This is a genomic window from Flavobacterium fructosi (assembly GCF_042787335.1).
In the GTDB taxonomy this organism is placed as follows: Bacteria; Bacteroidota; Bacteroidia; order Flavobacteriales; family Flavobacteriaceae; genus Flavobacterium; species Flavobacterium fructosi.
The window spans coordinates 135,833-161,189 of record NZ_JBHZQA010000001.1; the positions used below are offsets into that span (position 1 = coordinate 135,833).

General features: G+C 33.8%; 17 protein-coding genes. All 17 read left to right on the plus strand.

Annotated elements, in window-relative coordinates; all coding sequences use genetic code 11:
- The first annotated feature begins 9 nt into the window (after positions 1-9).
- The 17 genes from ACFX5D_RS00575 (at position 10) to ACFX5D_RS00655 (ending at position 25,315) form a co-directional block, all read left to right on the plus strand.
- Positions 10-1,368: a vanadium-dependent haloperoxidase gene (locus tag ACFX5D_RS00575; RefSeq protein ID WP_379856341.1), complete on the plus strand. Its 1,359-nt coding sequence runs from the start codon at positions 10-12 to the stop codon at positions 1,366-1,368.
- 14 nt (positions 1,369-1,382) lie between these two features.
- Positions 1,383-2,297 carry a GyrI-like domain-containing protein gene (locus ACFX5D_RS00580; RefSeq protein ID WP_379856342.1) on the plus strand — a complete coding sequence of 305 codons (915 nt, stop codon included), beginning with the start codon at positions 1,383-1,385 and terminating at the stop codon, positions 2,295-2,297.
- Between the two features lie 129 nt (positions 2,298-2,426).
- Positions 2,427-3,737, plus strand: coding sequence for an MFS transporter (locus ACFX5D_RS00585; protein WP_379856343.1), 1,311 nt, complete (start codon positions 2,427-2,429; stop codon positions 3,735-3,737).
- Positions 3,730-4,905, plus strand: coding sequence for a glycoside hydrolase 100 family protein (locus ACFX5D_RS00590; RefSeq protein ID WP_379856344.1), 1,176 nt, complete (start codon positions 3,730-3,732; stop codon positions 4,903-4,905). Before ACFX5D_RS00585 ends, ACFX5D_RS00590 begins: the two co-directional genes overlap by 8 nt.
- A gap of 1 nt (position 4,906) precedes the next feature.
- Positions 4,907-5,845 (plus strand): carbohydrate kinase family protein, encoded by a 939-nt coding sequence (locus ACFX5D_RS00595; RefSeq protein WP_379856345.1) that lies wholly within the window; start codon positions 4,907-4,909, stop codon positions 5,843-5,845.
- Positions 5,846-5,877: 32 nt separating this feature from the next.
- On the plus strand, positions 5,878-7,107 hold the full coding sequence (locus ACFX5D_RS00600; RefSeq protein WP_379856346.1) for an MFS transporter: 1,230 nt from the start codon (positions 5,878-5,880) through the stop codon (positions 7,105-7,107).
- A complete protein-coding gene (locus ACFX5D_RS00605; protein WP_379856347.1) occupies positions 7,091-8,956 on the plus strand; it encodes a trehalase family glycosidase in 1,866 nt (621 codons plus the stop codon). Before ACFX5D_RS00600 ends, ACFX5D_RS00605 begins: the two co-directional genes overlap by 17 nt.
- 72 nt (positions 8,957-9,028) lie before the next feature.
- Positions 9,029-9,463 (plus strand): CBS domain-containing protein, encoded by a 435-nt coding sequence (locus ACFX5D_RS00610; protein WP_379856348.1) that lies wholly within the window; start codon positions 9,029-9,031, stop codon positions 9,461-9,463.
- Positions 9,464-9,617: 154 nt separating this feature from the next.
- Positions 9,618-11,900 (plus strand): NADP-dependent malic enzyme, encoded by a 2,283-nt coding sequence (locus ACFX5D_RS00615; protein WP_379856349.1) that lies wholly within the window; start codon positions 9,618-9,620, stop codon positions 11,898-11,900.
- A 94-nt stretch (positions 11,901-11,994) separates the two neighbouring features.
- Complete coding sequence (gene ruvA / locus ACFX5D_RS00620) at positions 11,995-12,576, plus strand: Holliday junction branch migration protein RuvA (protein ID WP_379856350.1); 582 nt, start codon at positions 11,995-11,997, stop codon at positions 12,574-12,576.
- A gap of 23 nt (positions 12,577-12,599) precedes the next feature.
- Positions 12,600-19,802 (plus strand): T9SS outer membrane translocon Sov/SprA, encoded by a 7,203-nt coding sequence (gene sov / locus ACFX5D_RS00625; RefSeq protein WP_379856351.1) that lies wholly within the window; start codon positions 12,600-12,602, stop codon positions 19,800-19,802.
- 94 nt (positions 19,803-19,896) lie between these two features.
- The gene (gcvH, locus tag ACFX5D_RS00630) at positions 19,897-20,277 is read left to right on the plus strand and encodes a glycine cleavage system protein GcvH (protein ID WP_379856352.1); all 381 of its coding nucleotides are present in this window, start codon (positions 19,897-19,899) and stop codon (positions 20,275-20,277) included.
- Positions 20,270-20,650 carry a VanZ family protein gene (locus tag ACFX5D_RS00635; protein WP_379856353.1) on the plus strand — a complete coding sequence of 127 codons (381 nt, stop codon included), beginning with the start codon at positions 20,270-20,272 and terminating at the stop codon, positions 20,648-20,650. Before gcvH ends, ACFX5D_RS00635 begins: the two co-directional genes overlap by 8 nt.
- Before the next feature lie 176 nt (positions 20,651-20,826).
- On the plus strand, positions 20,827-21,570 hold the full coding sequence (deoC, locus tag ACFX5D_RS00640) for a deoxyribose-phosphate aldolase (protein ID WP_379856354.1): 744 nt from the start codon (positions 20,827-20,829) through the stop codon (positions 21,568-21,570).
- 19 nt (positions 21,571-21,589) lie between these two features.
- Positions 21,590-23,713 (plus strand): energy transducer TonB, encoded by a 2,124-nt coding sequence (locus ACFX5D_RS00645; protein WP_379856752.1) that lies wholly within the window; start codon positions 21,590-21,592, stop codon positions 23,711-23,713.
- A 106-nt stretch (positions 23,714-23,819) separates the two neighbouring features.
- The gene (gene cyoE, locus ACFX5D_RS00650) at positions 23,820-24,722 is read left to right on the plus strand and encodes a heme o synthase (RefSeq protein WP_379856355.1); all 903 of its coding nucleotides are present in this window, start codon (positions 23,820-23,822) and stop codon (positions 24,720-24,722) included.
- A gap of 2 nt (positions 24,723-24,724) precedes the next feature.
- Entirely contained in the window at positions 24,725-25,315 is a 591-nt protein-coding gene (locus ACFX5D_RS00655; protein ID WP_379856356.1) for a cytochrome c oxidase subunit 3, read from the plus strand.
- Positions 25,316-25,357: the final 42 nt, after the last annotated feature.

The window sequence follows — 25,357 nt, forward strand, 5'->3', positions numbered from 1 at the left end:
CAATAAAAAATGAAAACTAAAATTTATCTTGTAGGAATTATGGCGCTTCTTTTTGCTTCGTGCAAAAAAGAAAAAGCCATTGTTATTACTACCAGTGATTATTGCTCAGCCATTGATACAGTAACAGGGATTATGGTTCATGATATTTTCTCTCCTCCAGTAGCTAGTAGAATTTATGTTTATCCGAATATTGCAGCGTATGAAATTATGGCTCAAAACAGCCCTAAATATAAAAGTCTCCAAGGACAATTAAAAGGATTAGATTCTATTCCTAAACTAGATCCAAAAAGTGGAGTTAATAAAAATTTAGCGGCACTTATTGCCCATATTGAGGTGAGTAAACAATTAATTTTTTCCGAAGAAGCGCTAGGGAAATATAGAGACAGTTTGTACCAAAAATGGGAAGATGAGAACGCTAAGGAATTTCTGGTTTCAAAAGAGTATGGCTTAAAAGTAGCCGATCAAATTAAAAAATGGATGGGAAAAGACAACTATAAACAAACTAGAACTTTTTCTAAATTTTCTGTTCATGCTGATCAACCCGGAAGGTGGCAGCCTACACCACCAGCATACATGGATGCCGTTGAACCGCATTGGGGGGAAATAAGAACTTTAGTTATGGATTCAGCTTCTCAATTTAAAGCAATTGCACCCTACCCTTTTTCTATTGATAAAAATTCTTCTTTTTACAAAGAAGCCAAGGAAACTTATGACGTAGGAAATATGATTTCCGAAAAATTAATAGTTATGGAAAAAAGTAAAAAGAATGTAATTCCGGAGGAATCCGCTATTGCCACTTTTTGGGATTGCAATCCATATGCTACAGTAACGCAGGGACACATGATGTTTGCCAAAAAGAAAAACTCACCCGATGCACATTGGATGAATATTACTAAAATTGCTTTGAAAAAAAATAAATCTGATTTTGAAACTACTGTTTTTGCCTACACTAAAACTTCAATCGGAGTTTTTGAAAGTATTATCAGTTGCTGGAATGGAAAATTTAGAACTAATGTAGTTAGACCTGAAACTTACATTAATCAAAATATTGATGAAAATTGGAGACCGCAATTGCAAACACCTCCTTTTCCGGAATATACAAGTGGACATTCCGTGATTTCTTCTTGCTCATCACTAATTTTAACTTCTATTTTTGGAGATAATTTCAGCTACATTGATGATTCTGAAGTTTCTTTTGGGTTACCAAAAAGACCTTTTAAATCGTTCAAGCAAGCTGCAGCAGAAGCTTCTATTAGCAGGTTGTATGGAGGTATTCATTATAGAGCCTCAATTGAGAATGGGGTAGTTCAAGGTACAAATCTAGGGACGTATATTAATAGTAAAATCAAATTTTTTAAATCTAAATAAATCAAATTCATATAATGAATAATAAGTTAAAGGGGTTATTAGCTGTCATTTTACTTTCTTTTTTAGGATGGTATTTTTTATTAAAGCAATCGGATTATACTATTACTTTTAAAGTTAATGCTGCAACAGGAACTATTTCTCAAGGAATTGTAGAATGGTCGGCAACTCAGTCTAAAAAACAAAATGAAACGTATTCTATTTTAGAAAAAAGAAATTTTGATTTCATCAAACAACAGATGAAAAAAGGAAATGAAGAATTGGAATACACTTGGGATATGAAATCAATTAATGATTCAATGACCAAAGTTACCATTGGAATAAAAGATTTGAATCATTCCTTTTATAATAGGTTAACGGCTCCTTTTATTTCAACCAAGTTTAGAACGGAACAAATAGAGAAAATAAAATCGTTTAAATTGGGACTTGAAGATCATATTGGCGATTTTAAAATTAGAATTGATGGTGAAGGCTCGTCTAAAGAAATGTATGTAGCTTATATTTCTTTAAAAAGTGTTTTACAGGAAAAAGCCCAAACTATGCTTGAGTATGATCCTAAAATTATAGGCTATTTAGATAAAAACAAAATAAAAATAATAGGTTATCGTCCCTATTTAGAAATTACAGGTTGGGATGAAGATAAAGAAATTGTTAATTTTAATTATTGTTTTCCAATTCCCAAAGACACAAAATATATTCCAGACAGTAATGTCAAATTCAAAATTATACCGGCCTTGAAGGGAATTCAGGCGACTTATTTTGGAAATTATAGAACTTCAGATAGAGCTTGGTTTACATTGCTTGATTATGCAAAGAAGAATGATATTAAAATAGAAAATAAACCTTTGGAGCATTTCCTAGCAAATCCTTTTAATGGAGGAAGTGAATTGGAATGGGAGACTAAAATTATTATTCCATTTGCCAAAAAATAAAAAACATATTCTTCAGTTATTTTACTACTTCGAAAACGTTTTCGGTTATTCCGAAAACGTTTTTGTTTTATTTCTTTATTTAATTGGAAATTTTAAAATTAAATTTAAAAAAAATTAACATACTAAAGAATGGGAATTAAAATAAAATTAAGTTTTTGGCAGATTATCAATATGAATGTTGGTTTTCTGGGTATTCAATATAGTTTTGGTTTACAGCAAAGTGCAGTAAATCCGATTTATGATTTTCTTGGTGCCAGTCCTGACCAGTTGCCATTACTTAATCTAGCCGGACCATTGACGGGATTATTGATTCAACCAATAATTGGAGCATTAAGTGATAAAACATGGTCGCCAAAATTTGGAGGAAGAAGAAAACCTTTCTTTCTAATAGGGGCGTTAGTTTGCAGTGTTGCATTATTCTTATTTCCGTTTAGTAGTTCGCTTTGGATGGCAGCGGGATTATTATGGATTTTAGATGCAGGGAATAATACCGCAATGGAACCATATCGGGCCTTTATCGCAGACAAATTAGATGTATCGCAACAACCTGTCGGTTTTCAGGCTCAGAGTTTCTTCACCGGTTTTGGACAAACATTGGCAAATATATCGTTGTTTATATTTCCCATGATATTTATTGGTACAACTGGAAAATTACCCACTTGGGTATATGCCTCTTTTTTTCTCGGGGCAGTATGTTCAATAGCTTCCGTTTTATGGAGTTCGCACACGACAAAAGAAATTCCGCCTACAGAGGAAGAGCTGCAAAAAATACGGGAAGAACCTTTAAATATATCTACACCATTTATTGATATTTTTAATGCCGTAAAACATATGCCTAAGGTAATGTGGCAACTGGCTTTGGTATATCTATTTCAATGGTACGCTTTGTTTTGTTATTGGCAAAATTCATCGAAAAGTGTTGCTCTCTCGGTTTGGCATACAACACCTCAAAAAGACATGAAATTATATTCCGAAGCGGTAGGATGGACAGGATTAGTAAATGGATGGTATAATATTGTTACTTTTTTATGTGCGTTTTCATTAGTGTATTTTGCTAAAAAGTATTCGGCAAAATTTGTTCATTTTACTTGTTTGATGTTGGCAGCAATTGGCTTTTTAATTTTCCCTCATGTAGAAAACAAATATTTATTATTTCCAGCCATAACTGGTTTTGGAATTGGATGGGCTAGTATGATGGGAATACCTTATTTGATGGTCGTAAATGACATACCTAAAGAACGCTATGGAGTTTATATGGGAATTATCAATATGATGATTGTAATTCCGATGTTTATTCAAACGATAACTTTTGGTTATATTTTAAAACATTTTTTGAATAATGACCCTAGATTAGCAATAACTTTTGCGGGAGTACTATTGATAATTGGCGCAGTATGCACCTTATTTATTAAAACTAAGAAAGTAGAATTAAGTGAATGATTTAAATTACAGTAAAGCAATTGAATTGCTACAGCGTGCTTCCTCAAGCGAAGGTTTTTTAGCTAGTGCTCAAGATGTTTCTAATTATAAAAGAGTATGGGCGAGAGATGGTGTAATCTGTGGATTGGCGGCATTGGCTTCAGGAAATGAAGAATTGATTGAAATTTTTCGAAGAACATTAGAAACATTAGCCAGTAATCAACACCATAATGGGACAATTCCTTCAAATGTAATGACCAATGAGGATTTCATTGAAGTGAGTTACGGAGGTTTGGCGGGAAGAGTTGATGCAGTGACTTGGTTTATTATAGGTATTTGTCAATATTCATTTTATGCAAATGATTCCGCTTTCGTAGAAAAATACGAAAGTAATATTCAAAAGTGTTTACAGCTTTTGGAAGCTTGGGAGTTTAATAATAAGCATTTATTATATGTACCGCTTTCAGGTAACTGGGCTGATGAATACATTACAGATGGTTATGTTTTATCCGATCAATTGCTTCGAATATGGGCATTAAGAAGTTACAATCACTTTGCAAAAGACAGCTCGATTACCAATAAAATTCAAAAAATTACGGAGCAAATCGAAATTAATTTTACTCCAAATTCGGTTGGTGAGAAATACCATGAGCGTGCATATAATGAAGTAAATTTTCAAAGATATATGCCTTGTTCTTTTTCTCCAGCAGGATACAAAATGCAATTTGATGCCTTCGGAAATTCGTTGGCGCTGTTTCTAAATATTGGTTCCATAGATTTTCAAAATAGTATTTTAGAGTACTCATTAGAAATAAAAAATGAAATGTCTTTACAATTATTACCCGCTTTTTGGCCTGCAATAAAAGAGAGTGATTTAGACTGGAACTTGCTTAAAAATAATTGTAAATACGAATTTAGGAATAACCCTAATGAGTTTCATAACGGGGGGACTTGGTCGATGGTGAACGGATTTTATGGTTTGGCTTTATTAGGCAAAGAAAAACGATTGGAGGCAAGCCAGCTTTTAGATTCGGTAAATGAAATGAATGCCGTGGAGGATTTTAGTTTTTATGAAAATTTCAATAGTGTTACTAAAGTGCCAAATGGAGTTCCTTTTTGTGCCTGGAGTGCAGCAGCAACGGTGATGTTGCATCAAAGTATAAGTACTAATTTTAAATTTTTAGTGTAAAGTGGAAAAAATAATAGATATAATATGTGTAGGTGAAGTGCTAATTGATTTTATTGGACATGAAGTAAATACTTCTATCAATAGAACAAAGGATTACCACCGTTTTCTTGGCGGATCGCCAACTAATGTAGCGGTAAATGCTTCAAGATTGGGTTTAAAATCGGCTTTAATAGCTACTTGTGGACAGGATGGTTTGGGAGAATATATCGTTCGTAAATTAAAGGAGAATAATGTTAGTACTACTCAGGTAAAGAAATTGGAAGGGGTTCCTACCTCAATCATTCTTGTTTCAAAATCCTCGGGAACACCAGATTTTATTCCATACCGTGAGGCGGATTATCAGATTGAACAAAATCAGATTACAGATGAACTGCTAGAAAGTGCAAAAATATTTCATACCACTTGCTTTGCATTGAGCAAAGATCCGGCGCGAACTACTATTTTAGAGGGTGCTAAAAGAGCAAAGAAATTAGGATTATTAACGAGCATCGACATTAATTTTTCGGAAAGAATCTGGCCTGATCGAGAAGAAGCAAAAGTTGTCTTAAAAGAATATTTATCGACTAATCCTCTAGTAAAACTTAGTGAGGACGACTGTTATAGACTCTTCGCCGAATCTAAAACGGAAGACTTTATTTTTGAATATTTTCATGGATTAGGTGCTTCAACTATTTGTTTGACAAAAGGAAAAGATGGAGTTGTATTGTCAAATATTGATTATGGTATGTTTCATCAAAAGGCTTTGCCAATAGAAGATATAAAAGACACTACCGGTGCGGGTGATGCTTTTTGGACAGGTTTTTTATATGCACAATTAGAAAATAAAAATCTGGAAGTATCCATTACAATAGCTCAGAGATTAGCAGTGCTAAAACTTCAAAACGTGGGGAGGTTACCGGAAGGAATAAATTTTAAAGACTATTTGAATATCGAATCGTAATTTGTTTTAAACCAAAACCAAATATATATTAAATGAGAAAAAGTACGATAAAAATTGCAATGTATTTGAATTATTTTGTGTTTGCTATACTGCTAAATAGTGTTGGAATAGTAATATTAAAAGCGCAAAAGAATTATGGTGTCGATGAATTACAGGCGAGTATTCTTGAGGCTTTTAAGGATTTGCCTATAGCAATAGTTTCTTTTTTAATCGGTTCTTTTTTGCCAAGAATTGGATATAAACGAGCTATGCTTATTGGATTGGCATTAGTTTCTGTTGCCTGTGTAAATATGTATTTTGGAAATTCGTTTGGCACCGCAAAATTGCTTTTTGCTACGGTGGGTGTTTCTTTTGCATTAATAAAAGTGTCAGTTTATTCTCTTATTGGAACCGTTACGGATAATCAACAGGAACATAATAGCTTGATGAGTAGTATTGAAGGCGTTTTTATGATTGGGATTGCTGTAGCTTATTTTTTATTTCCCGCTTTTAATTCTGAAGTGAATCCGGACGCCTGGTTAAATGTATATTGGTTATTAGCAGCAATTTCATTAGTGTCTTTTGGATTTTTGTTTTTTGCCAAATTTGAAAATGGAACTGAAATACCGGGAGTTAATTTAGCCGATGATTTTAAACAAATGTTTAAATTATTTGCAAAACTATTAACAATTGTTTTTGTAATAAGTGCTTTTTTGTTTGTGATGATTGAACAAGGAATAATGTCCTGGTTGCCTACTTTTAATAGTAAAGTATTACATCTACCAGAGAATATCAGCATTATGATGGCGAGTATTTTGGCAATTTCATTAGCAGTTGGTAGACTTTTGGCCGGTGTGATAACTAAAAAAGTAAATTGGATTTGGGTACTCAGTTCCTGTATTGTAATAGCGATGTTAATAGTCGTTTTTGTACTTCCAAAAACCGTTGGATTAGATGTAAAACAGATTAATTCGCTAAGCGATATTCCATTAATTGGTTTCGCATTTCCGTTGGTCGGGCTTTTTATTGCACCAATTTATCCTCTTTTAAATTCGGTCGTTTTAAGTGCGTTGCCTAAAAAATTGCACAGCTCGATGACTGGATTAATTGTCGTTTTCTCGGCACTCGGAGGTACTCTTGGCTCTAGAACTATTGGATATTTATTCAAAAATGAAGGTCCTGAAAATGCATTCTATTATACTTTAATTCCAATGTCTTTATTGCTAGCTTCTTTCTTTATATTAAAAAAACTTACTTCAAAAAAAAATGAAATTCTTACTTAACATAGACAAGGTATTCCAAGAGCTGCTGCTTCAGGAAGATACAGATAATGACAAAAAAATCACCAAAGACGATGAGGGTCCTAAGAAATTTGTTTTAAGTGATGAAAAAACAAAGCAGCGACAAGTAATTGAGGGAACGTATCATTTATCTAATTTACTTCAGGAATTGGCGAAGCTGAAAGAAAGTAATATTCAAGTTGGAGAGGTAGATTTAAATCGGATTCAAGAAAATCCTGTAGAACGTATTTCGAGAAAAATCAAAGAAGATTATTGGGACGAACTTACGCGTACAATTGATAAAAAGGGACTTACTCAAATCATGGAAGACGAAAAGACTTCCAATAAAATGCCTACGCTATATGTTTCTGCGAAAGATAAGCAAGGGGTAGTTTATTTTAAAGAATTAGAAAAAGAGCTTAGAAATTTTAAACTCGAAATCTTACCTGAAAATTATTCGGTTGAATATGTTGATACTTTAAATACAAAACCAGGAATTCTTGCCTTGGCGTTAGAACAAAAGTTATATAGTCTGCAAGGTGTTCCTTTTGTAGTGCCAGGAGGAAGGTTTAATGAAATGTATGGTTGGGACAGTTATTTCATTGGAGTTGGTTTGTTAATTGATAATCAACTGGAAAAAGCCATGGCTATTGCTGAAAACTTTAAGTATCAGATCATACATTATGGAAAAATACTAAATGCAAATCGAAGTTATTACTTAACCAGAACGCAGCCTCCTTTATATTCGTCGCTATTGATTGATATAGTTAAATATAAAGAGCCAAGTTTAGATTGGTTACGAAGTCATCTTGAAATCGTAATCCTGGAATACAACACGGTTTGGATGGTGCATGGAAATCGATTGACTGAAACGGGTTTAAATCGGTATAAAGCAGATGGTGTCGGTATGCCTTTTGAAGTGGAACCGGGGCATTTTGATGATGTTTTTGAACCTTACGCTAAAAAATACAAGTTGCCCATTCGAGAATTTGAGAAAAAATATTTGGAAAGAACATTGGTTGATGCGGAGCTCGATTTGTATTTTGTACATGATCGTAGCATGAGAGAAAGTGGGCATGATACAACGAATAGGTTTATAAATACTTGTGCCAATTTGAATTCAATAGATGTAAATAGTTTTCTTTATAAATATGAGAAAGATATTGCTTACCTGATAAAAGAGTATTTTAATGCTTCTTTTGAGATAGAAGAAGTCATTTATACGGCAGAAGAATGGGAACTGAAGGCCCTTTTTAGAAAAGATAAAATCAATGAATTATGCTGGAATGAAGAATCAAGTATGTATTTTGATTATGATTTTGTAAATAATAAACAATTCCCATTTGAAGCAGCTGCAACTTTTTTTCCTTTATGGTCTAAACTATGCAGTGAGGAGCAAGCTAAAAAATTAGTAGAAATTGCATTGCCACAATTTGTAATGAGCGGTGGAATTACAGGAAGTACGCAAGCTAGTATTGCTAATTTTCCAAAAGACGTGCCACAGCGACAATGGGATTATCCATTTGGTTGGGCGCCACATCAAATGTTATTATGGGAAGGATTAATTAATTATAACTATCTGGATAAAGCACAAGAGATGGTTTATCGCTGGCTGTGGCTAATCACAAAAAATGCGGTCGAGTATAACGGAACCATTCCTGAAAAGTTTGATTTAGAAATTAGTTCTCATAAAGTTTTTGCGGAGTATGGTAATGTAGGAACTGAATTTGATTACATCGCAAAAGAAGGATTTGGGTGGGTAAATGCTTCCTATCAATATGGTTTGCGAATATTGAATGATAATTTGAAACAGGAACTGAACAAGTTGACTGTTCCGGACGAACTGTTTTAAAAATAAAAATAATTTTTTTTGTCATTTGTATGTTATTTTTTCTAACTTTATAATTCAATAAATTTATTCAAAATGACTGTAAATCAAATATTAAGCACAAAAGGAAACGAAGTATATTCAATCGTCTCTACTATTACTGTATATGAAGCTTTAAAGGTAATGGGAGAAAGGAATATTGGAGCAGTATTGATAATTGAAGATAATGTATTAAAGGGCGTTTTATCTGAAAGAGATTATGCTAGGAAAATTGTTCTTAAAGACAAATCTTCAAAAAAAACTCATGTGAATGAAATAATGGAAAAGGAATTTTTTACAGTAAAGCCATCTGACAATCTAGACTACTGTATGGAATTGATGAGTACAAAAAGAATACGGCATTTACCGGTTATCGAAAATGATCAAACAATAGGGATTATTTCGATGGGAGACGTTGTAAAAGCGATTATCGAAGTTCAAAAAAACACAATCCAACATTTAGATTCTTATATCAGCGGAAGCAAGATATAATAGGGTCAAATTATAAATTAAAATAGCTGCAAATTTTTGCAGCTATTTTAATTTATACATAATGACTTAGGCTCTTTTTTGTAAAAGAACACGATAATAGCTTACTTTTTAGGAAGAGTGGTATATCTTTGTAAACTAGGATAAAATCTAAAAAATGGACAAAAACAGCAAAAGAAGAGAGGCATTATTATACCACGCAAAGCCTACTCCAGGTAAAATTCAAGTAGTTCCAACTAAGAAATATGCAACCCAAAGAGATTTGTCTTTGGCCTATTCGCCAGGTGTAGCAGAACCTTGTTTGGAAATTGCAAAAGATATAAATAATGTATATAAATATACAGCAAAAGGAAATCTTGTTGCTGTGATTACAAACGGAACTGCCGTTTTAGGACTTGGTGATATTGGTCCGGAAGCATCAAAACCGGTAATGGAAGGTAAAGGTTTATTGTTTAAAATTTTTGCAGATATAGATGTATTTGATATTGAAATAGGGACTAAAGATATTGAAGAATTTATTCAAACTGTCAAAAATATTGCACCAACTTTTGGTGGGATAAATCTGGAAGATATCAAAGCTCCTGAATCTTTTGAAATAGAAAGACGACTGGTAGAAGAATTAAATATTCCGGTGATGCATGATGATCAGCATGGTACTGCAATTATATCATCTGCAGCTTTATTGAATGCGTTGGAATTGGCGAATAAAAAATCAGGAGAGGTAAAATTGGTAGTTTCGGGAGCAGGCTCAGCAGCTCTTGCTTGTGCTGATTTATATGTTTTACTTGGAGTGAAAATAGAAAACATACTAATGTTTAACAGTAAAGGAGTCTTGACAAAAGGCAATAAATCTCTTTCTGATTTGCAGCAAAAATATGCAAAGGATGTTGAGCCAATGAGTCTGGAAGAAGCATTAGTTGGAGCTGATGTTTTCTTAGGATTATCAACAGGAGATATTATGACGGCTCAAATGTTATTAGGGATGGCAGAAAATCCGATCGTTTTTGCGATGGCAAATCCAGATCCTGAAATCGATTATAACCTCGCTATTGCAACTCGTAAAGATGTTATTATGGCAACTGGTCGTTCTGATCATCCTAATCAGGTAAATAATGTTCTTGGATTTCCATATATCTTTAGAGGTGCACTAGATGTTAGAGCTACCAAAATAAATGAGGCTATGAAAATGGCAGCGGTACGAGCACTTGCATTATTGGCTAAAGAATCCGTTCCGGAGCAAGTGAATGTTGCTTACGGAGCAACTAAGTTAATTTTTGGAAGAGATTATATTATTCCAAAACCATTTGATCCGAGATTGATTACAATTGTTGCCCCAGCTGTTGCTAAAGCAGCCATGGAGTCAGGAGTTGCGTTGAATCCAATATTAGACTGGAAAAGATATGAGGAAGAACTTTTAGATCGATTGGGGAATGACAACAAAATGGTTCGATTGATTACCAATAGAGCCAAAATGGATCCAAAACGAATCGTTTTTGCGGAAGCAGATCATTTAGATGTTCTCAAAGCGGCGCAAATTGTATTAGAAGAAGGAATCGGTTTCCCCATTTTGCTTGGAAATAAAGAAATTATTTTGGAATTAAAAGAAGAGCTAGGTTTCGATGCTGATGTTCCGATTATTGATCCAAAAGAAAAAGTGGAGGAATTTAGAAGAAATAAGTTTGCGAGCACCTATTGGTCTTCCAGACAAAGACGCGGTATATCATTATTGGATGCTCAAAAATTAATGCGCGAAAGAAACTATTTTGCTGCTATGATGGTCAATGAGGGAGAAGCCGACGCATTAGTTACAGGACATTCCAGAAGTTATCCTTCTGTGGTAAAACCAATGTTACAACTTATCGATAAAGCGCATGGAGCGTCACTAGTTGCCACGACAAATATGATGATGACGACTCGTGGGCCAATGTTCTTATCTGATACTGCTATAAACATTAATCCTTCAGCAGACGATTTAGCAAAAATTGCCATAATGACTGCTAAAACGGCCAGAATGTTTGGTGTAGAGCCGGTTATAGCGATGATTTCTTATTCTAATTTTGGATCTTCAACGAATGAAAGTGCTTCAAAAGTTAGAGACGCAGTGGCTTATCTGCATAAAAATCATCCAGAGATGGTTATTGATGGCGAACTTCAAGCTGATTTTGCTTTAAATCCAGAAATGTTAAAAGCAAAGTTTCCATTTTCTAAACTAGCAGGTAAAAAAGTGAATACTTTAATTTTTCCAAATCTTGAATCGGCTAATATTACTTATAAACTATTGAAAGAATTAAATAAAGTGGACTCAATAGGACCGATTATGTTAGGAATGGGGAAACCTGTTCATATATTTCAATTAGGTGCAAGCGTAGAAGAAATGGTAAATATGGCAGCTATTGCTGTGATTGACGCCCAAGAAAAGCAAAAGAAAAAACAACTATAATAAGTTGTTTTTTGGTAATAAAAATAGTTGTAAAGATAAATTTAGTAAGATAATTTGCTAATTTTGTTATATTTGGAGGTATATAATAATAACGATGATAGCACATTTACAAGGAAAATTAGTAGAAAAATCACCAACACAGGTAGTTATTGATTGCGGAGGTGTTGGGTACGATGTAAATATTTCTTTGCATACCTACTCATTGCTTCCTAATACTGACTTTATAAAATTGTATACGCATCTTCAAATAAAAGAAGATGCGCATACTTTATTTGGTTTTGTAGAAAAATCTGAAAGAGAGATTTTTAAATTATTATTATCAGTTTCTGGTATTGGGGCTAGCATTGCCAGAACGATGTTGTCTTCCTTAGATCCCAAACAAATTACGAATGCAATTGCATCAGGAGATGTAGTTACAATTCAATCCATAAAAGGAATTGGTAGTAAAACGGCCCAAAGAGTGATACTTGATTTGAAAGAAAAAGTATTGAAATTGTATGATTTAGATGAAATTTCTTTATCAAACAACAATACAAATCGAGATGAAGCGTTATCTGCTTTGGAGGTGTTAGGTTTTGTTCGAAAAACTTCAGAACGAATCGTAGAAAAAATTGTAAAAGAGGATCCAGAGGCTTCTGTTGAATCGATTATTAAAAAAGCTTTAAAAAACTTATAAAAGAGACTCAAAAAACGGATTATATGCATAAAATTTGTATTTTTTTGCTAGTCATATTTTGTGGTTTTGTATCGAAAGCCCAAGTTACACCAATTGCTCAGGATACAATTAAAACTGGTTTTTCTACAGGGAAAGTCCAACTTAAAAATCCTCAAAGTATTCTTTCGGCTTATTCCTATGATCCTGTCACAGATCGATATATTTATACTAATTCTGTCGACGGGTTTTCTATTGACTATCCTATAATATTAACGCCAAAAGAATATGAAAACTTGGTTTTGAAAGAATCCATGCGGGATTATTTCCGGAAAAAAGTGGATGCGATAGATGGGAAAAAAGAGGGGAGTGAAGCCGCTAAAAAAGATTTACTGCCAAGATATTACGTAAAATCTGGTCTTTTTGAATCCATTTTCGGAAGCAATACCATTGATGTGAAACCAACGGGATCTGTAGAAATGGATTTAGGGATGCGTTACACAAAGCAAGACAATCCTTCCTTTTCACCAAGAAACAGATCCAATCTTTCTTTTGATTTCAATCAAAGGATAAGTATGAGTTTGATGGGAAAAGTAGGGACACGACTTAATGTAAATGCTAACTATGACACGCAGTCTACTTTTGCCTTTCAAAATTTAATAAAGTTAGAATACGCCCCTTCTCAAGATGATATTATTCAAAAAATTGAGGTTGGAAACGTAAGTATGCCACTAAACAGTTCCTTGATTAGAGGTGCTCAAAGTTTATTTGGTGTGAAAACACAATTGCAATTTGGTAAAACGACAGTAACAGGTGTATTTTCGGAACAGAAATCGCAAACCAAAAGCATCGTTGCCCAAGGAGGCGGAACAATTCAGGATTTTGATATTTATGCCTTAGATTATGATAACGACAGACACTTTTTCTTGTCGCAGTATTTCAGAAATAAATACGACGCATCCTTAAAAAATTACCCTTTTATTGATAGTAGAGTTCAAATTTCAAGATTAGAAATTTGGGTTACCAATAAACAAAACAGAGTTACTACTACTAATAACAATTTAAGAAATATTATTGCGCTTCAGGATTTAGGGGAAGGGCAATTATCGGGTTTGGCGGATAATGAGGTAGTGGTGTTAGACCCTTCCACCGGAATTTTTAATAATCCAATCGATTCTCCTTCAGACAATTCAAATAATGATTTTGATCCTGCGCAAATAGCAGCCGGAAGTGGTTTGTTAAACAATAACATTCGCGAAATAGTAACCTCAAGTTCAGGTTTTAATGCTTCGGTAAGTGAAGGACAGGATTATTCTAAGCTCGAAAATGCCAGAAAGTTGAATCCTAATGAATATACATTTAATGCTCAATTAGGATATATTTCGTTACAACAACGATTAGCCAATGATGAGGTTTTAGCTGTTGCTTATCAATATACGATTGGTGACAAAGTTTACCAAGTAGGGGAGTTTGGAAGCGACGGGGTAGATGCGACCGTTGTAACAGGTACTAATCAATCAAATCAGGCAATTATAACACAGAGTTTGATATTGAAAATGCTGAAAAGTAATTTGACCAATGTCAAAAATCCGGTTTGGAACCTGATGATGAAAAATATCTATCAAATTCCGGGTGCATATCAAGTAAAACAAGAAGATTTCAGATTTAATATTCTTTATACTGATCCTTCGGCTTTAAATTATATTACAGAAGCAAAAGATGCGGCCGGAAATCCAGTTCCATTTCCTGGGCCAGATCCATTAAAAACACCAAAGGAAAATGAAGAAAATAAAGTAGCTGAAACCCCTTTACTTAAAGTGTTCAATTTAGATAAACTGAATTACAATAATGATCCACAAACAGGAGGAGATGGTTTTTTTGATTTCATGCAAGGCTTAACTATCGATGCTCAAAACGGGAGAATTATTTTTACAACTAAAGAGCCATTTGGAGAATTATTATTTTCTAAATTATCGAACACTGGTTCAGCAGAAAATTATAACAATGAAAGTAGTTATAACGCGAATCAAAAGAAATACGTGTTTAAAAGCATGTATCGAAACACGCAATCGGGGGCCTTACAAGACAGTGATAAAAACAAGTTTTTATTAAGAGGTAAGTACAAATCTACTGGTGGTGACGGAATTCCCATTGGGGCTTTTAATGTTCCTAGAGGATCAGTTGTTGTGACTGCAGGAGGAAGGATTTTAGTTGAGGGGATAGATTATAGTGTCAATTATCAATTGGGACGAGTTCAAATTCTGGATCCATCTCTTCAAGCATCGAATACGCCAATAAATGTTTCTTTGGAGAATAATTCAATTTTTGGCCAACAAACTAGAAGGTTTATGGGCGTTAATGTGGAACATAAAATTTCGGATAATTTTTTAGTGGGTGCTACATTTTTAAAAATGTCCGAAAGACCATTTACACAAAAATCAAGCTTCGGCCAAGAATCAGTGAATAACACGATTTTCGGATTCAATTCTAATTTTTCCACAGAGGTTCCTTTTTTAACCAGATTAGTAAATAAGTTACCAAATATTGATACAGATGTTCCTTCGAATCTTTCCATAAGAGGCGAAATTGCATTTTTGAAACCGGATTCACCAAAAGCGGATCGTTTTCAAGGAGAATCTACTATTTATGTTGATGATTTTGAAGGTTCTCAGTCAACAATTGATATGCGATCCCCGTATGCATGGAGTTTATCATCTACACCGGAAAGAAATGCCAGAAGTACCTATGATTTTAATGCCAATTCTAATGATTTGAGCTATGGCTTTAAAAGAGCAAAATTAGCTTGGTATTCAATTGACCCTGTATTTTACACTCAAAAACCAGCTGGAATCTCAAATGAAGATTTGTCTTTCAATACTACCAGAAGAATTTACAGTGAGGAGTTGTATCCTTTGACGGATATTGCACAAGGTCAATCACAAGTTGTCAATACATTAGATTTAAGTTATTATCCTTCTGAAAGAGGACCTTATAATAATAGTTCGAATTATAATACAAACCCAACATCAAATTTTGGGGGGATTGTGAGATCATTGAATTCAACTAATTTCGAACAAGGAAATGTAGAATATATTCAATTTTGGGTATTAGATCCGTATGTTGGAAGTGGGCAAATTCCTCAAACTAATACAGGTAAAATTTATTTCAATTTAGGAGAGGTCTCTGAAGATGTTCTTAAAGACGGAAGAAAACAATATGAAAATGGTCTTGGTCCAGATCAAATTTTATCAAATCCGCCATCTGTCTGGGGGGATGTCCCTGCTTCGCAATCTTTAATTTATGCGTTTGATACCAATGCTGATAATAGAAAAAATCAGGATGTCGGTTTAGATGGTTTGGCAAATGTCAAGGAAGCTACTGTTTACAATAATTTCGCATCAGAGCCGGATCCTGCAGCGGATGATTATACGTATTACTTGAATGCCTCTGGAAATGTTTCAAACCGATATAAAAATTATAATGGAGTAGATGGAAACTCCGCCGTTGATATTAATGACCCTAACAGAGGTGCCTCCACAGTTCCAGATGTGGAGGATATTAACAGAGACAATACCATGAATACTATCAATGCGTATTATGAATATAGTATTGATGTCAAGCCAAATATGAGTATAGGACAAAATTACATTACTGATATTAGAAATACCCAAGTCACTATGGCAAATGGTTCCGTAACTGATGCAAGATGGATTCAGTTTAAAGTACCAGTTTCACAACCTGAAAATACGATTGGAAATATTTCCGATTTTAGATCGATACGTTTCATGAGAATGTTTATGACTGGTTTTAATGATCAGGTGACAGTTCGTTTTGGAGCTTTAGATTTAGTAAGGGGCGAATGGAGACGATATACAAAAACCCTTGATTTTAATGATATTAACGTAACGGATGATAAAACTGATCTAGATGTATTGGCAGTTAATATTCAAGAAAATAATGAAAGATGTCCAATTAATTATATTACTCCTCCAGGAGTAGTAAGAGAGCAGCTATACAATAATAATACGGTTATTAATCAAAATGAACAGTCATTATCTTTACGAGTATCGGGTGACGGATTGGAGCCAGAAGATTCGAGAGCTGTTTTTAAAAATGTGAGTATCGACATGCGTCAGTTCAAAAAACTGAAAATGTTCTTGCATGCGGAATCTTTGCCAAATGAAATTGCACTTCAGGATGATCAAATGGTAGGTTTTATACGTTTTGGAAATGACTTTACGCAAAATTTCTACCAAATAGAAATTCCCTTAAAAATAACGAAGCCTTCTTCTTCGTCAACTTCTGATTGCTCTGCTTTAAGTGCCGACGCGGTTTGGCCAGCGGATAATGAAATTGATTTGTCTTTGGCTTTATTGACCAAATTGAAGATTTTGGCGATGAGTGTAAATCCAAATGATTTGCCATTAGACGGAATTTATTATAAATATGAAGATGATGATAAACTGGATCCATCATTATCCAATAAACCTAATAAATTGAGATTAGGGATAAAAGGGAACCCTAATTTTGGTCAAGTTAGAACTTTAATGGTTGGTGTTAAGAGTAATGAAACGCATCAGGATATTAAAGGGGAGGTTTGGTTCAATGAATTGCGTATCGCCGATATGGATAATCAAGGCGGTATGGCCGCGGTGCTAAATGTAGATTCAAATCTTGCAGATTTTGCCACAGTTTCTGCCACAGGTAAAATGAGTACAATTGGTTTTGGGGCGTTAGAACAAGGGCCAAATGAAAGAAGCCGTGAAGATACAAAGCAATACAACATCGTTACAAATTTAAATCTTGGAAAATTATTACCAATAAAATGGGGCGTGAATTTACCTTTTAATTATGCTGTTGGCGAAGAAATGATTACCCCAGAATATGATCCCTTTAATCAAGATATTAAACTAAAACAGTTGTTAGATAATACTGATAATCAAGCAGAAAGAGATAATATTAAAAGCAGAGCAACGGATTATACAAAACGAACAAGTATTAATTTTATAGGAGTTCGAAAAGAAAGAAGGCCAGAGCAAAAACAACATGTATATGATGTAGAAAACTTCACCTTTTCGCAATCTATTAATGAAGTGGAGCGACATGATTTTGAAATCGAAGATTATATCGAACAACATGTAAGCTCATCAGTTGATTACGGCTTTAGTTTTCAGCCTAAACCAGTTGAGCCTTTTAAGAAAACCGCTTTCATGAAAAAAAGTGGTTATTGGAAATTGTTAAGTGATTTTAATTTTAATTATTTGCCGTCTAATATTTCCTTTAACTCTAATATCAACAGACAATACAACCGCCAGCAATTTAGACAAGTTGATGTGGAGGGAATAGGACTTGATCCTTTGTACCGAAGAAATTTTGCGTTCAATTATCAATATGGGTTTAATTTTAATTTGACAAAATCTTTAAAATTAAATTATACCGCTTCATCCAGTAATATTGTCAAAAATTATTTGAATGAGAACAATGAACCTATTGATTCTTTTACAATTTGGGATAGTTACTGGGATATTGGAGATCCAAACCAACATATGCAACAATTAGTGTTGAACTATGAACTGCCAATTAATAAAATTCCGTTGTTTAGTTTTATAAAAGCTAATTATTCCTACACGGGTGACTATAGTTGGCAGCGTGCTTCTAACGCTTTGTCTCAAATAGAAATTGACGGAAATAATTATAATTTAGGAAATACGATTCAAAACGCAAGTTCAAATAATTTAAATGCGGCGTTCAACATGGATTTATTGTATAAGTATTTAGGATTGTCAAAAAATACAAATAAGTCAATCGCTAAACCAAAAGCCGCAGTTCCGAAGCCTGGTGAAAAAGTGGTGAATACAAACGCCCAACAACCTGCTAAAAATAATGAATTTGTGGATGGCTTGATTGGGGTTTTGACCAGTGTTAAAAATGTTCAAATGAATTATACGCACAACAGTGGGACTATATTACCGGGATATACGCCAAGTGTTGGGTTTTTAGGATCGTCAAGACCTTCGTTAGGATTTATTTTTGGAAGCCAAGACGATGTTAGATATGAAGCTGCGAAAAATGGTTGGTTAACCAGTTATCAGGAATTTAATCAAAACTATACTCGAGTTACCAATAAATTGTTTAAAGCTACTGCAAATGTGGATTTGTTTCCTGATTTAAAAATTGATTTGTCCTTAGACAGAGCGTATTCAGAAAATTTTTCGGAACAATATAGCGTTTTAGATAGTAGTGGTGTTCTGACCTATAACCCACAATCACCCTACAGTTACGGCCTTTTTTCGATATCTACCGTTTTAATAAAAACATCGTTTTCAGTAAGTGATGAAAATGGATCTGCCGCATTTGATGATTTTAGAAAGAACAGACTTGCCGTTGCAAATCGATTAGCTTCTCAACGAGGAATAGACCTAAATAGCCCTGCTAATCTTGATGCTGAAGGTTATCCACTAGGGTATGGTAAAAATAATCAGGCAGTACTATTACCGGCTTTTTTAGCCTCTTATTCCGGCTCTAATGCTTCAGATGTTTCTCTTGGGATTTTCAGAAGTTTTCCAATACCAAACTGGGCTGTGAAATATAATGGATTGATGCGTTATCGTTTTTTCAAAGAAAATTTCAAGCGTTTTTCTATGCAGCATAGTTACCGAGCTTCCTATACAATTAATGCGTTTAGATCTAATTTTGAATATGATAAAAACCCGAATGGAGTGGATGCAAGCGGAAATTTTTACAATAAAACAATTATGTCTAATATCAATTTAGTGGAGCAATTCAGTCCGCTTATCAGAATGGATTTTGAATTAAAAAATTCATTAAAAATACTTACTGAAATAAAGAAAGACAGAGCGTTATCGATGAGTTTTGATAATAATTTATTGACCGAGGTAAAAGGAATAGAATACGTTGTTGGAGTAGGGTATCGATTTAAGGATGTAATTTTTTCTTCTAGGTTGGCTGATAATCCTACAGGGATAATAAAAAGTGATATTAACATAAAAGGGGATTTGTCATACCGTAATAATCAAACAATTGTTCGTTATTTGGATTATGATAATAATCAATTAGCCGGGGGGCAAAACATTTGGTCAGTAAAATTTACTGCTGATTATGCTTTCAGTAAAAACTTGACTGCAATTTTCTACTATGACCATTCCTTTTCGAAAGCCGTAATATCAACTTCTTTTCCATTAACTAATATTCGATCTGGATTTACGATGCGATATAATTTTGGTAATTAATTTTCTTAAAATCTAAAGTAGATTTGAATTGAGATCGTTACATTTGTCACATAAAATTCCAATTATTAAACAGTAATTATCAATAAATATTTTTATGAATATACCAGCAAATTTAAAGTACACAAAAGATCACGAATGGGTTAGTTTAGAAGGTGATATTGCAACAGTAGGAATTACTCATTTTGCGCAAAAAGAATTAGGGGATATCGTATATGTTGAGGTAGAGACTTTAGACCAAACTTTTGAAAAAGATGAGGTTTTTGGTACAGTTGAAGCGGTTAAGACGGTTTCTGATTTGTTTCTTCCTTTATCAGGAGAAATTATTGCTTTTAATGGCTCATTAGAAAGTACGCCGGAAGTTGTTAATTCAGATCCTTATGGTGCCGGGTGGATGATAAAGATTAAAGTTGCTAACATGGATGAAGTTGATTCATTGCTTTCAAGTGAATCATACAAAGAACTTATTGGTGCCTAAATTACTGTACTTTTGGATAGCTTTATCTTGGACAGGAGTTATAGCCTATTTTTGCTTAACGCCTTCAAGTAATCTTCCAAGTGTAAGTATACCCTATTTAGATAAATTTGTACATGCAAGCTTTCATTTTGTATTGACCGCATTTTGGTTTTTGTTTTTTAAAAAACAGTTAGGTTCAAACGGTATTAAGCCTTTAGGTATTTCATTTGTTTTTTCTGTTTTTTTTGGAATAGGAATAGAAATATTGCAAGGATGTTGTACGATAACTAGAAGAGCAGATTTTATTGATGTTCTGGCAAATATGGTAGGAGCAACTTTGGCAGTTTGCATCGTTTTAATATTTAATAAGTATCGTAGTTTTGATAAAATTTAGCAGATAGTATAATCCCACTTCGGTGGGATTTTTTATATCTCAACATTTCGTTGTTAATAATGGATGTGTTAAAAGGATTTGTAAGTTCAAAAAGTAAATATTTATATTAAAAATATGGGAATTTAAAATGTATTTTTGCTCATTAGACCTTATATCATTATAAAACCAAAAGAACAATGAATATTAAACAATATCTGGACGCAACCTATTTAAAAACGGCAACTCAAGCTGGGCTTAGTGAGGTTGAGAATGCTATTGTAGTCAAAAATAATATTCAGGAAGCTATTGAGGAACAATTTAAACTCATAATGATTCGTCCGGATATGGTTTCATTGGCCAAAAAAATGATTGCTGATGCCAATTCAAATTTGCAAATTGGAACTGTGATTGATTTTCCAGAAGGAAAGTCTAGCACAGAAGAAAAACTAAAAGAAGCGGTCCAAGCAATTCAAGATGGAGCCGATGATCTAGATTTTGTTTGTAATTACGAAGCATTCAAACTTGGTGAATTAGATTTGGTGAAGGATGAAATTTTAAAATGTACACAATTTGGTTTAGATAATGGGAAAGTCGTAAAATGGATTATAGAAGTGGCTGCACTTGATGATAAACAAATTATACAATTGTCAGCTTTTATTAAAAGCATCGTTGTTTCAAATTTTAAACAAGAATCATTTCCAAATGTTTTTGTAAAATCATCGACCGGCTTTTATAAAACAGAAAACAATTTGCCTAATGGCGCCACAATTCCTTCTATTATTATGATGCTTGAAAATGCCTCGCCATTACCTGTTAAGGCAGCAGGCGGAGTAAGGACATATGAGGAGGCGGTTGAAATGATTCGACTGGGTGTAAAAAGAATAGGCACCTCCGGTGCGAAATTAATTGCTAATGGACAAAATTCTAGCTCGGAATACTGAATTCAAAAAAAAAGTCAACATGAAAAAAGGTTTGTCAACTGTATTTTTATTATTTTACTCGTTTTTTATTTATTCACAAGAAGTAAATAATAGTTCGTTACAATCAGATCCTTCTGCAGAGCGTTTTCCTGTTTTTTCAAATTGCGAAAATTTGCAATCCACGGAATTAAAAAACTGTTTTTACAATAAAGTATTGGATTTTATTTTTCAAAATTTTGAAGTCCCGGAAAATTTAAAACAAGCCAACTATCAAGGCAATGTCAAGGTTCTTTTTGAAGTAGACAGTAATGGCTCTTTTAAAGTAATTTATACGGATGCTGTCGATGAAAGTTTAATAAATGAAACGAAAAGAGTTTTTGCGAAGTTTCCCAAAATTAAGCCGTCAACATATAACGGTAAGGCTACTTACTCTAAATATACTGTTACAATTGCAGTACCCTTAAAAAGTCCGGAACAGTTGGCTTCTGAAGCACTTGTTCGCGCAGAAGTTATGAAAAACGAGACAAAACAATTGACAGAATTAGATAGTATCGTTTATAAAAAATTTAGAAGCCCTGAGTTTGAAAGCCATCTGAACGTTCCTTTTTCTCATAGTTATTATTCTCAGTTTGATGCTTCTTTAAATCGAGTGGGCAGCAATAATCATACTGCATCTAAGCCGTATACTTATGTGGAGGTTTCAAAATATTATGATCTTAAGGCAGTTAATGAAAAGCTAAAAAAAAATACTTCTGGCTGGTGGTCTAGAAAATTATGGAACGAAAGTATGGTAGAAATTCAAGGGGAGGGTTATTGGTTTACATTAAATCCTATTCTTGATTTACAGGCGGGTACAGCTACTCATAGTGCGGTTTCAAGAACTTATATAAATACACGTGGACTAAACTTTCGCGGAGGATTGGGGAAAGATATTAATTTTACTGCAACTGTTTTTGAAAGCCAAGGTAGATTTGCTGGTTATTTTAACCGGTACGCGGAATCAATCAAGCCAGCAGGAGGTGATCCGGCTATTATACCGGGTATGGGAATTGCCAAAAGATTTAAAACTGACGGATATGATTTTCCCTTGGCAGAAGCCAATTTAACTTTTGCGCCCAATAAATACATTGATTTACAATTAGGGTATGGCAGAAATTTTATTGGAGATGGCTATCGTTCTTTATTAGAAAGTGATGGTGCAAGTCCGTATCCGTATGTGAAAATTAACACTAATTTTTGGAAAATAAAATATACCAACACCTATATGTGGCTCAAGGATGTTAGACCAGCGGCAACTATTGAGCGAACCTATTCAACGAAATTTATGGCAAACCATTATTTGAGCTGGAATGTGTCAAATAAATTTAACATCGGTTTATTTGAGTCTGTAGTGTGGACCAATACTAACAATAGAGGTTTTGATATGAGTTTTGTAAATCCAATTATATTTTATCGTTCTGTTGAATTTGCCTCTTCGGCTAGAACGGGAAATGCACTTTTAGGATTGACTTATAAATATAAAGTAAACAATCAGATTAACACCTATGGGCAATTTCTACTGGATGAATTTTCTCTTGGTGAGGTTAAAAAAGGAAACAGCAGCTGGAAAAATAAATTTGGGTACCAATTGGGGGTTAAATATTACAATGCATTTAAAGTTGATAATTTAGTATTGCAGTTAGAGTATAATCATGTCCGTCCTTATGTTTATTCTCATAGCAATCCTATTACAAATTATGCGCACAATAATCAAAGTATAGGGCATCAATGGGGCGGGAATTTTAAAGAATTTTTAGCAATTGCCCGTTATCATAAAGGAAGATATTATGGTGATGCCAAATTTACAATAGGAACTCGAGGGTTAGATTTTGATACGATTACTGATAGTTATAATTATGGAGGAAATATTTATAAGGATTATGATGAAAATAGACCTTTTGATTCAGGTGTAAAAGTTGGGCAGGGGAATAAAACTGCTATTTTTATCGCTGATATTCAAGGAGGATATTTGATAAATCCATCTACTAACCTGAAGCTTTTTGGAAGTTATATTTACAGAAGTTTTGATCCAAATATGAATACAGCAACAACTTTTAATCAAAGCACTAATTGGTTTGCTTTGGGAGTACGTTCTGATGTTTTTAATTGGTATTTTGATTACTAGCTATAATATTATTTCTAAAAAATCTTTTTTATGAATTGTTTTTTGTCAAATCCCTTTTGATGAACTACTTTTGCAAAAGTTTTTATAAAGCAAATAACCACTAGTATTGAACGCAACACAAAATACCCTTTTATTAAAGTCTGTTTACATTGATTTCCGCGAGATAACTAAGGCGCGTCTCGCTGTTAGCGTAGTGTTTTCGTCAATTGCAGGATTTATGCTTGGGATCAATGATATTCATTCTTTCAGTTGGATGGTGTTGTTGAAACTTGCCGTAGGGGGGTATTGTATGGTAGGTGCTTCTAATGCTTTTAATCAGGTTATTGAAAAGGATTTAGATGCTTTGATGGATCGAACAAAAAATCGGCCGGTTCCAGCTGGCAGAATGTCATCTAACACGGCATTGATTATTGCAACTCTTCTCACTATTATTGGGATTATTTTGTTGTATACTATCAATTCTAAAACTGCCATGTTTGGTGCGATTTCCATATTTCTATACACAAGTGTATATACGCCTCTGAAGACAATGACTTCATTGTCAGTTTTCGTAGGAGCTTTTCCCGGAGCAATTCCTTTTATGTTGGGATGGGTTGCGGCAACAGGAGAATTTGGTATAGAAGCAGGGACTTTATTTTTGATTCAGTTTTTCTGGCAATTCCCGCATTTTTGGGCCATCGGATGGTTTTTGTATGAGGATTATGAAAAAGCGGGTTTCTTTATGTTGCCAACCGGGAAAAAGGATAAATCAACGGCTTTGCAGATTATTTTATATACGGTTTGGCTTATAATAGCTTCGCTTTTGCCAGCTTTGGGTTACACTGGTCAGTTGTTTATTACGCCGTTAGCTGCAGGTTTGGTGTTTTTATTGGGTCTTTGGATGCTTTATTATGGCGTGCAGTTGTATAAAAAACGAACTGCTAAAGCGGCAAGAACTTTGATGCTGGTAAGTGTTTCGTATATTACGTTGTTACAGTTAGTTTATATATTTGATAAATTTTTAAGATAGTTATGGAAATCACAATGACAACCGAAGAAGACCACAAATCTAGAACGGCAAGATCGTACAAGTTACTGTTGCTTTTTGCTATGGTGAGCATGATAATGATGTTTGCAGGGCTTACAAGTGCTTATGTAGTTAGTAAATCAAGAACCGATTGGCTGAAGGACTTTCAGTTACCGACAGCGTTTTATTTTAGCACATTAGTAATTATTGGCTGCAGTGTTACTTTTCATTTGGCAAAAAAAGCGATTCAAAAAGACAACCAAAGTGCCACTACTAAGTTTCTTTTGTCTACTTTAGTATTGGGAATATTGTTTGTTATTTTACAGTTTGTAGGTTTCGAACAAATAGTGGAAAACGGGTATTATTTTACCGGAAGTGAAAGTTCAATAACGACAACTTTTTTATATGTTGTTACCGTTGTACACTTGATTCACCTTGCTGGTGGGGTAATTTCTCTCCTTATTATAATTTATAATCATTTTAAACAAAAATATAATTCATCTCAAACCCTTGGAATTGAACTGGGTGCAATGTACTGGCACTTTCTTGATTTATTATGGGTTTATTTGTTTTTGTTTTTATATTTCTTTAAATAAGAAAAAAACGTAAATTTGGGAACTTTTTAACGAATAACTTTT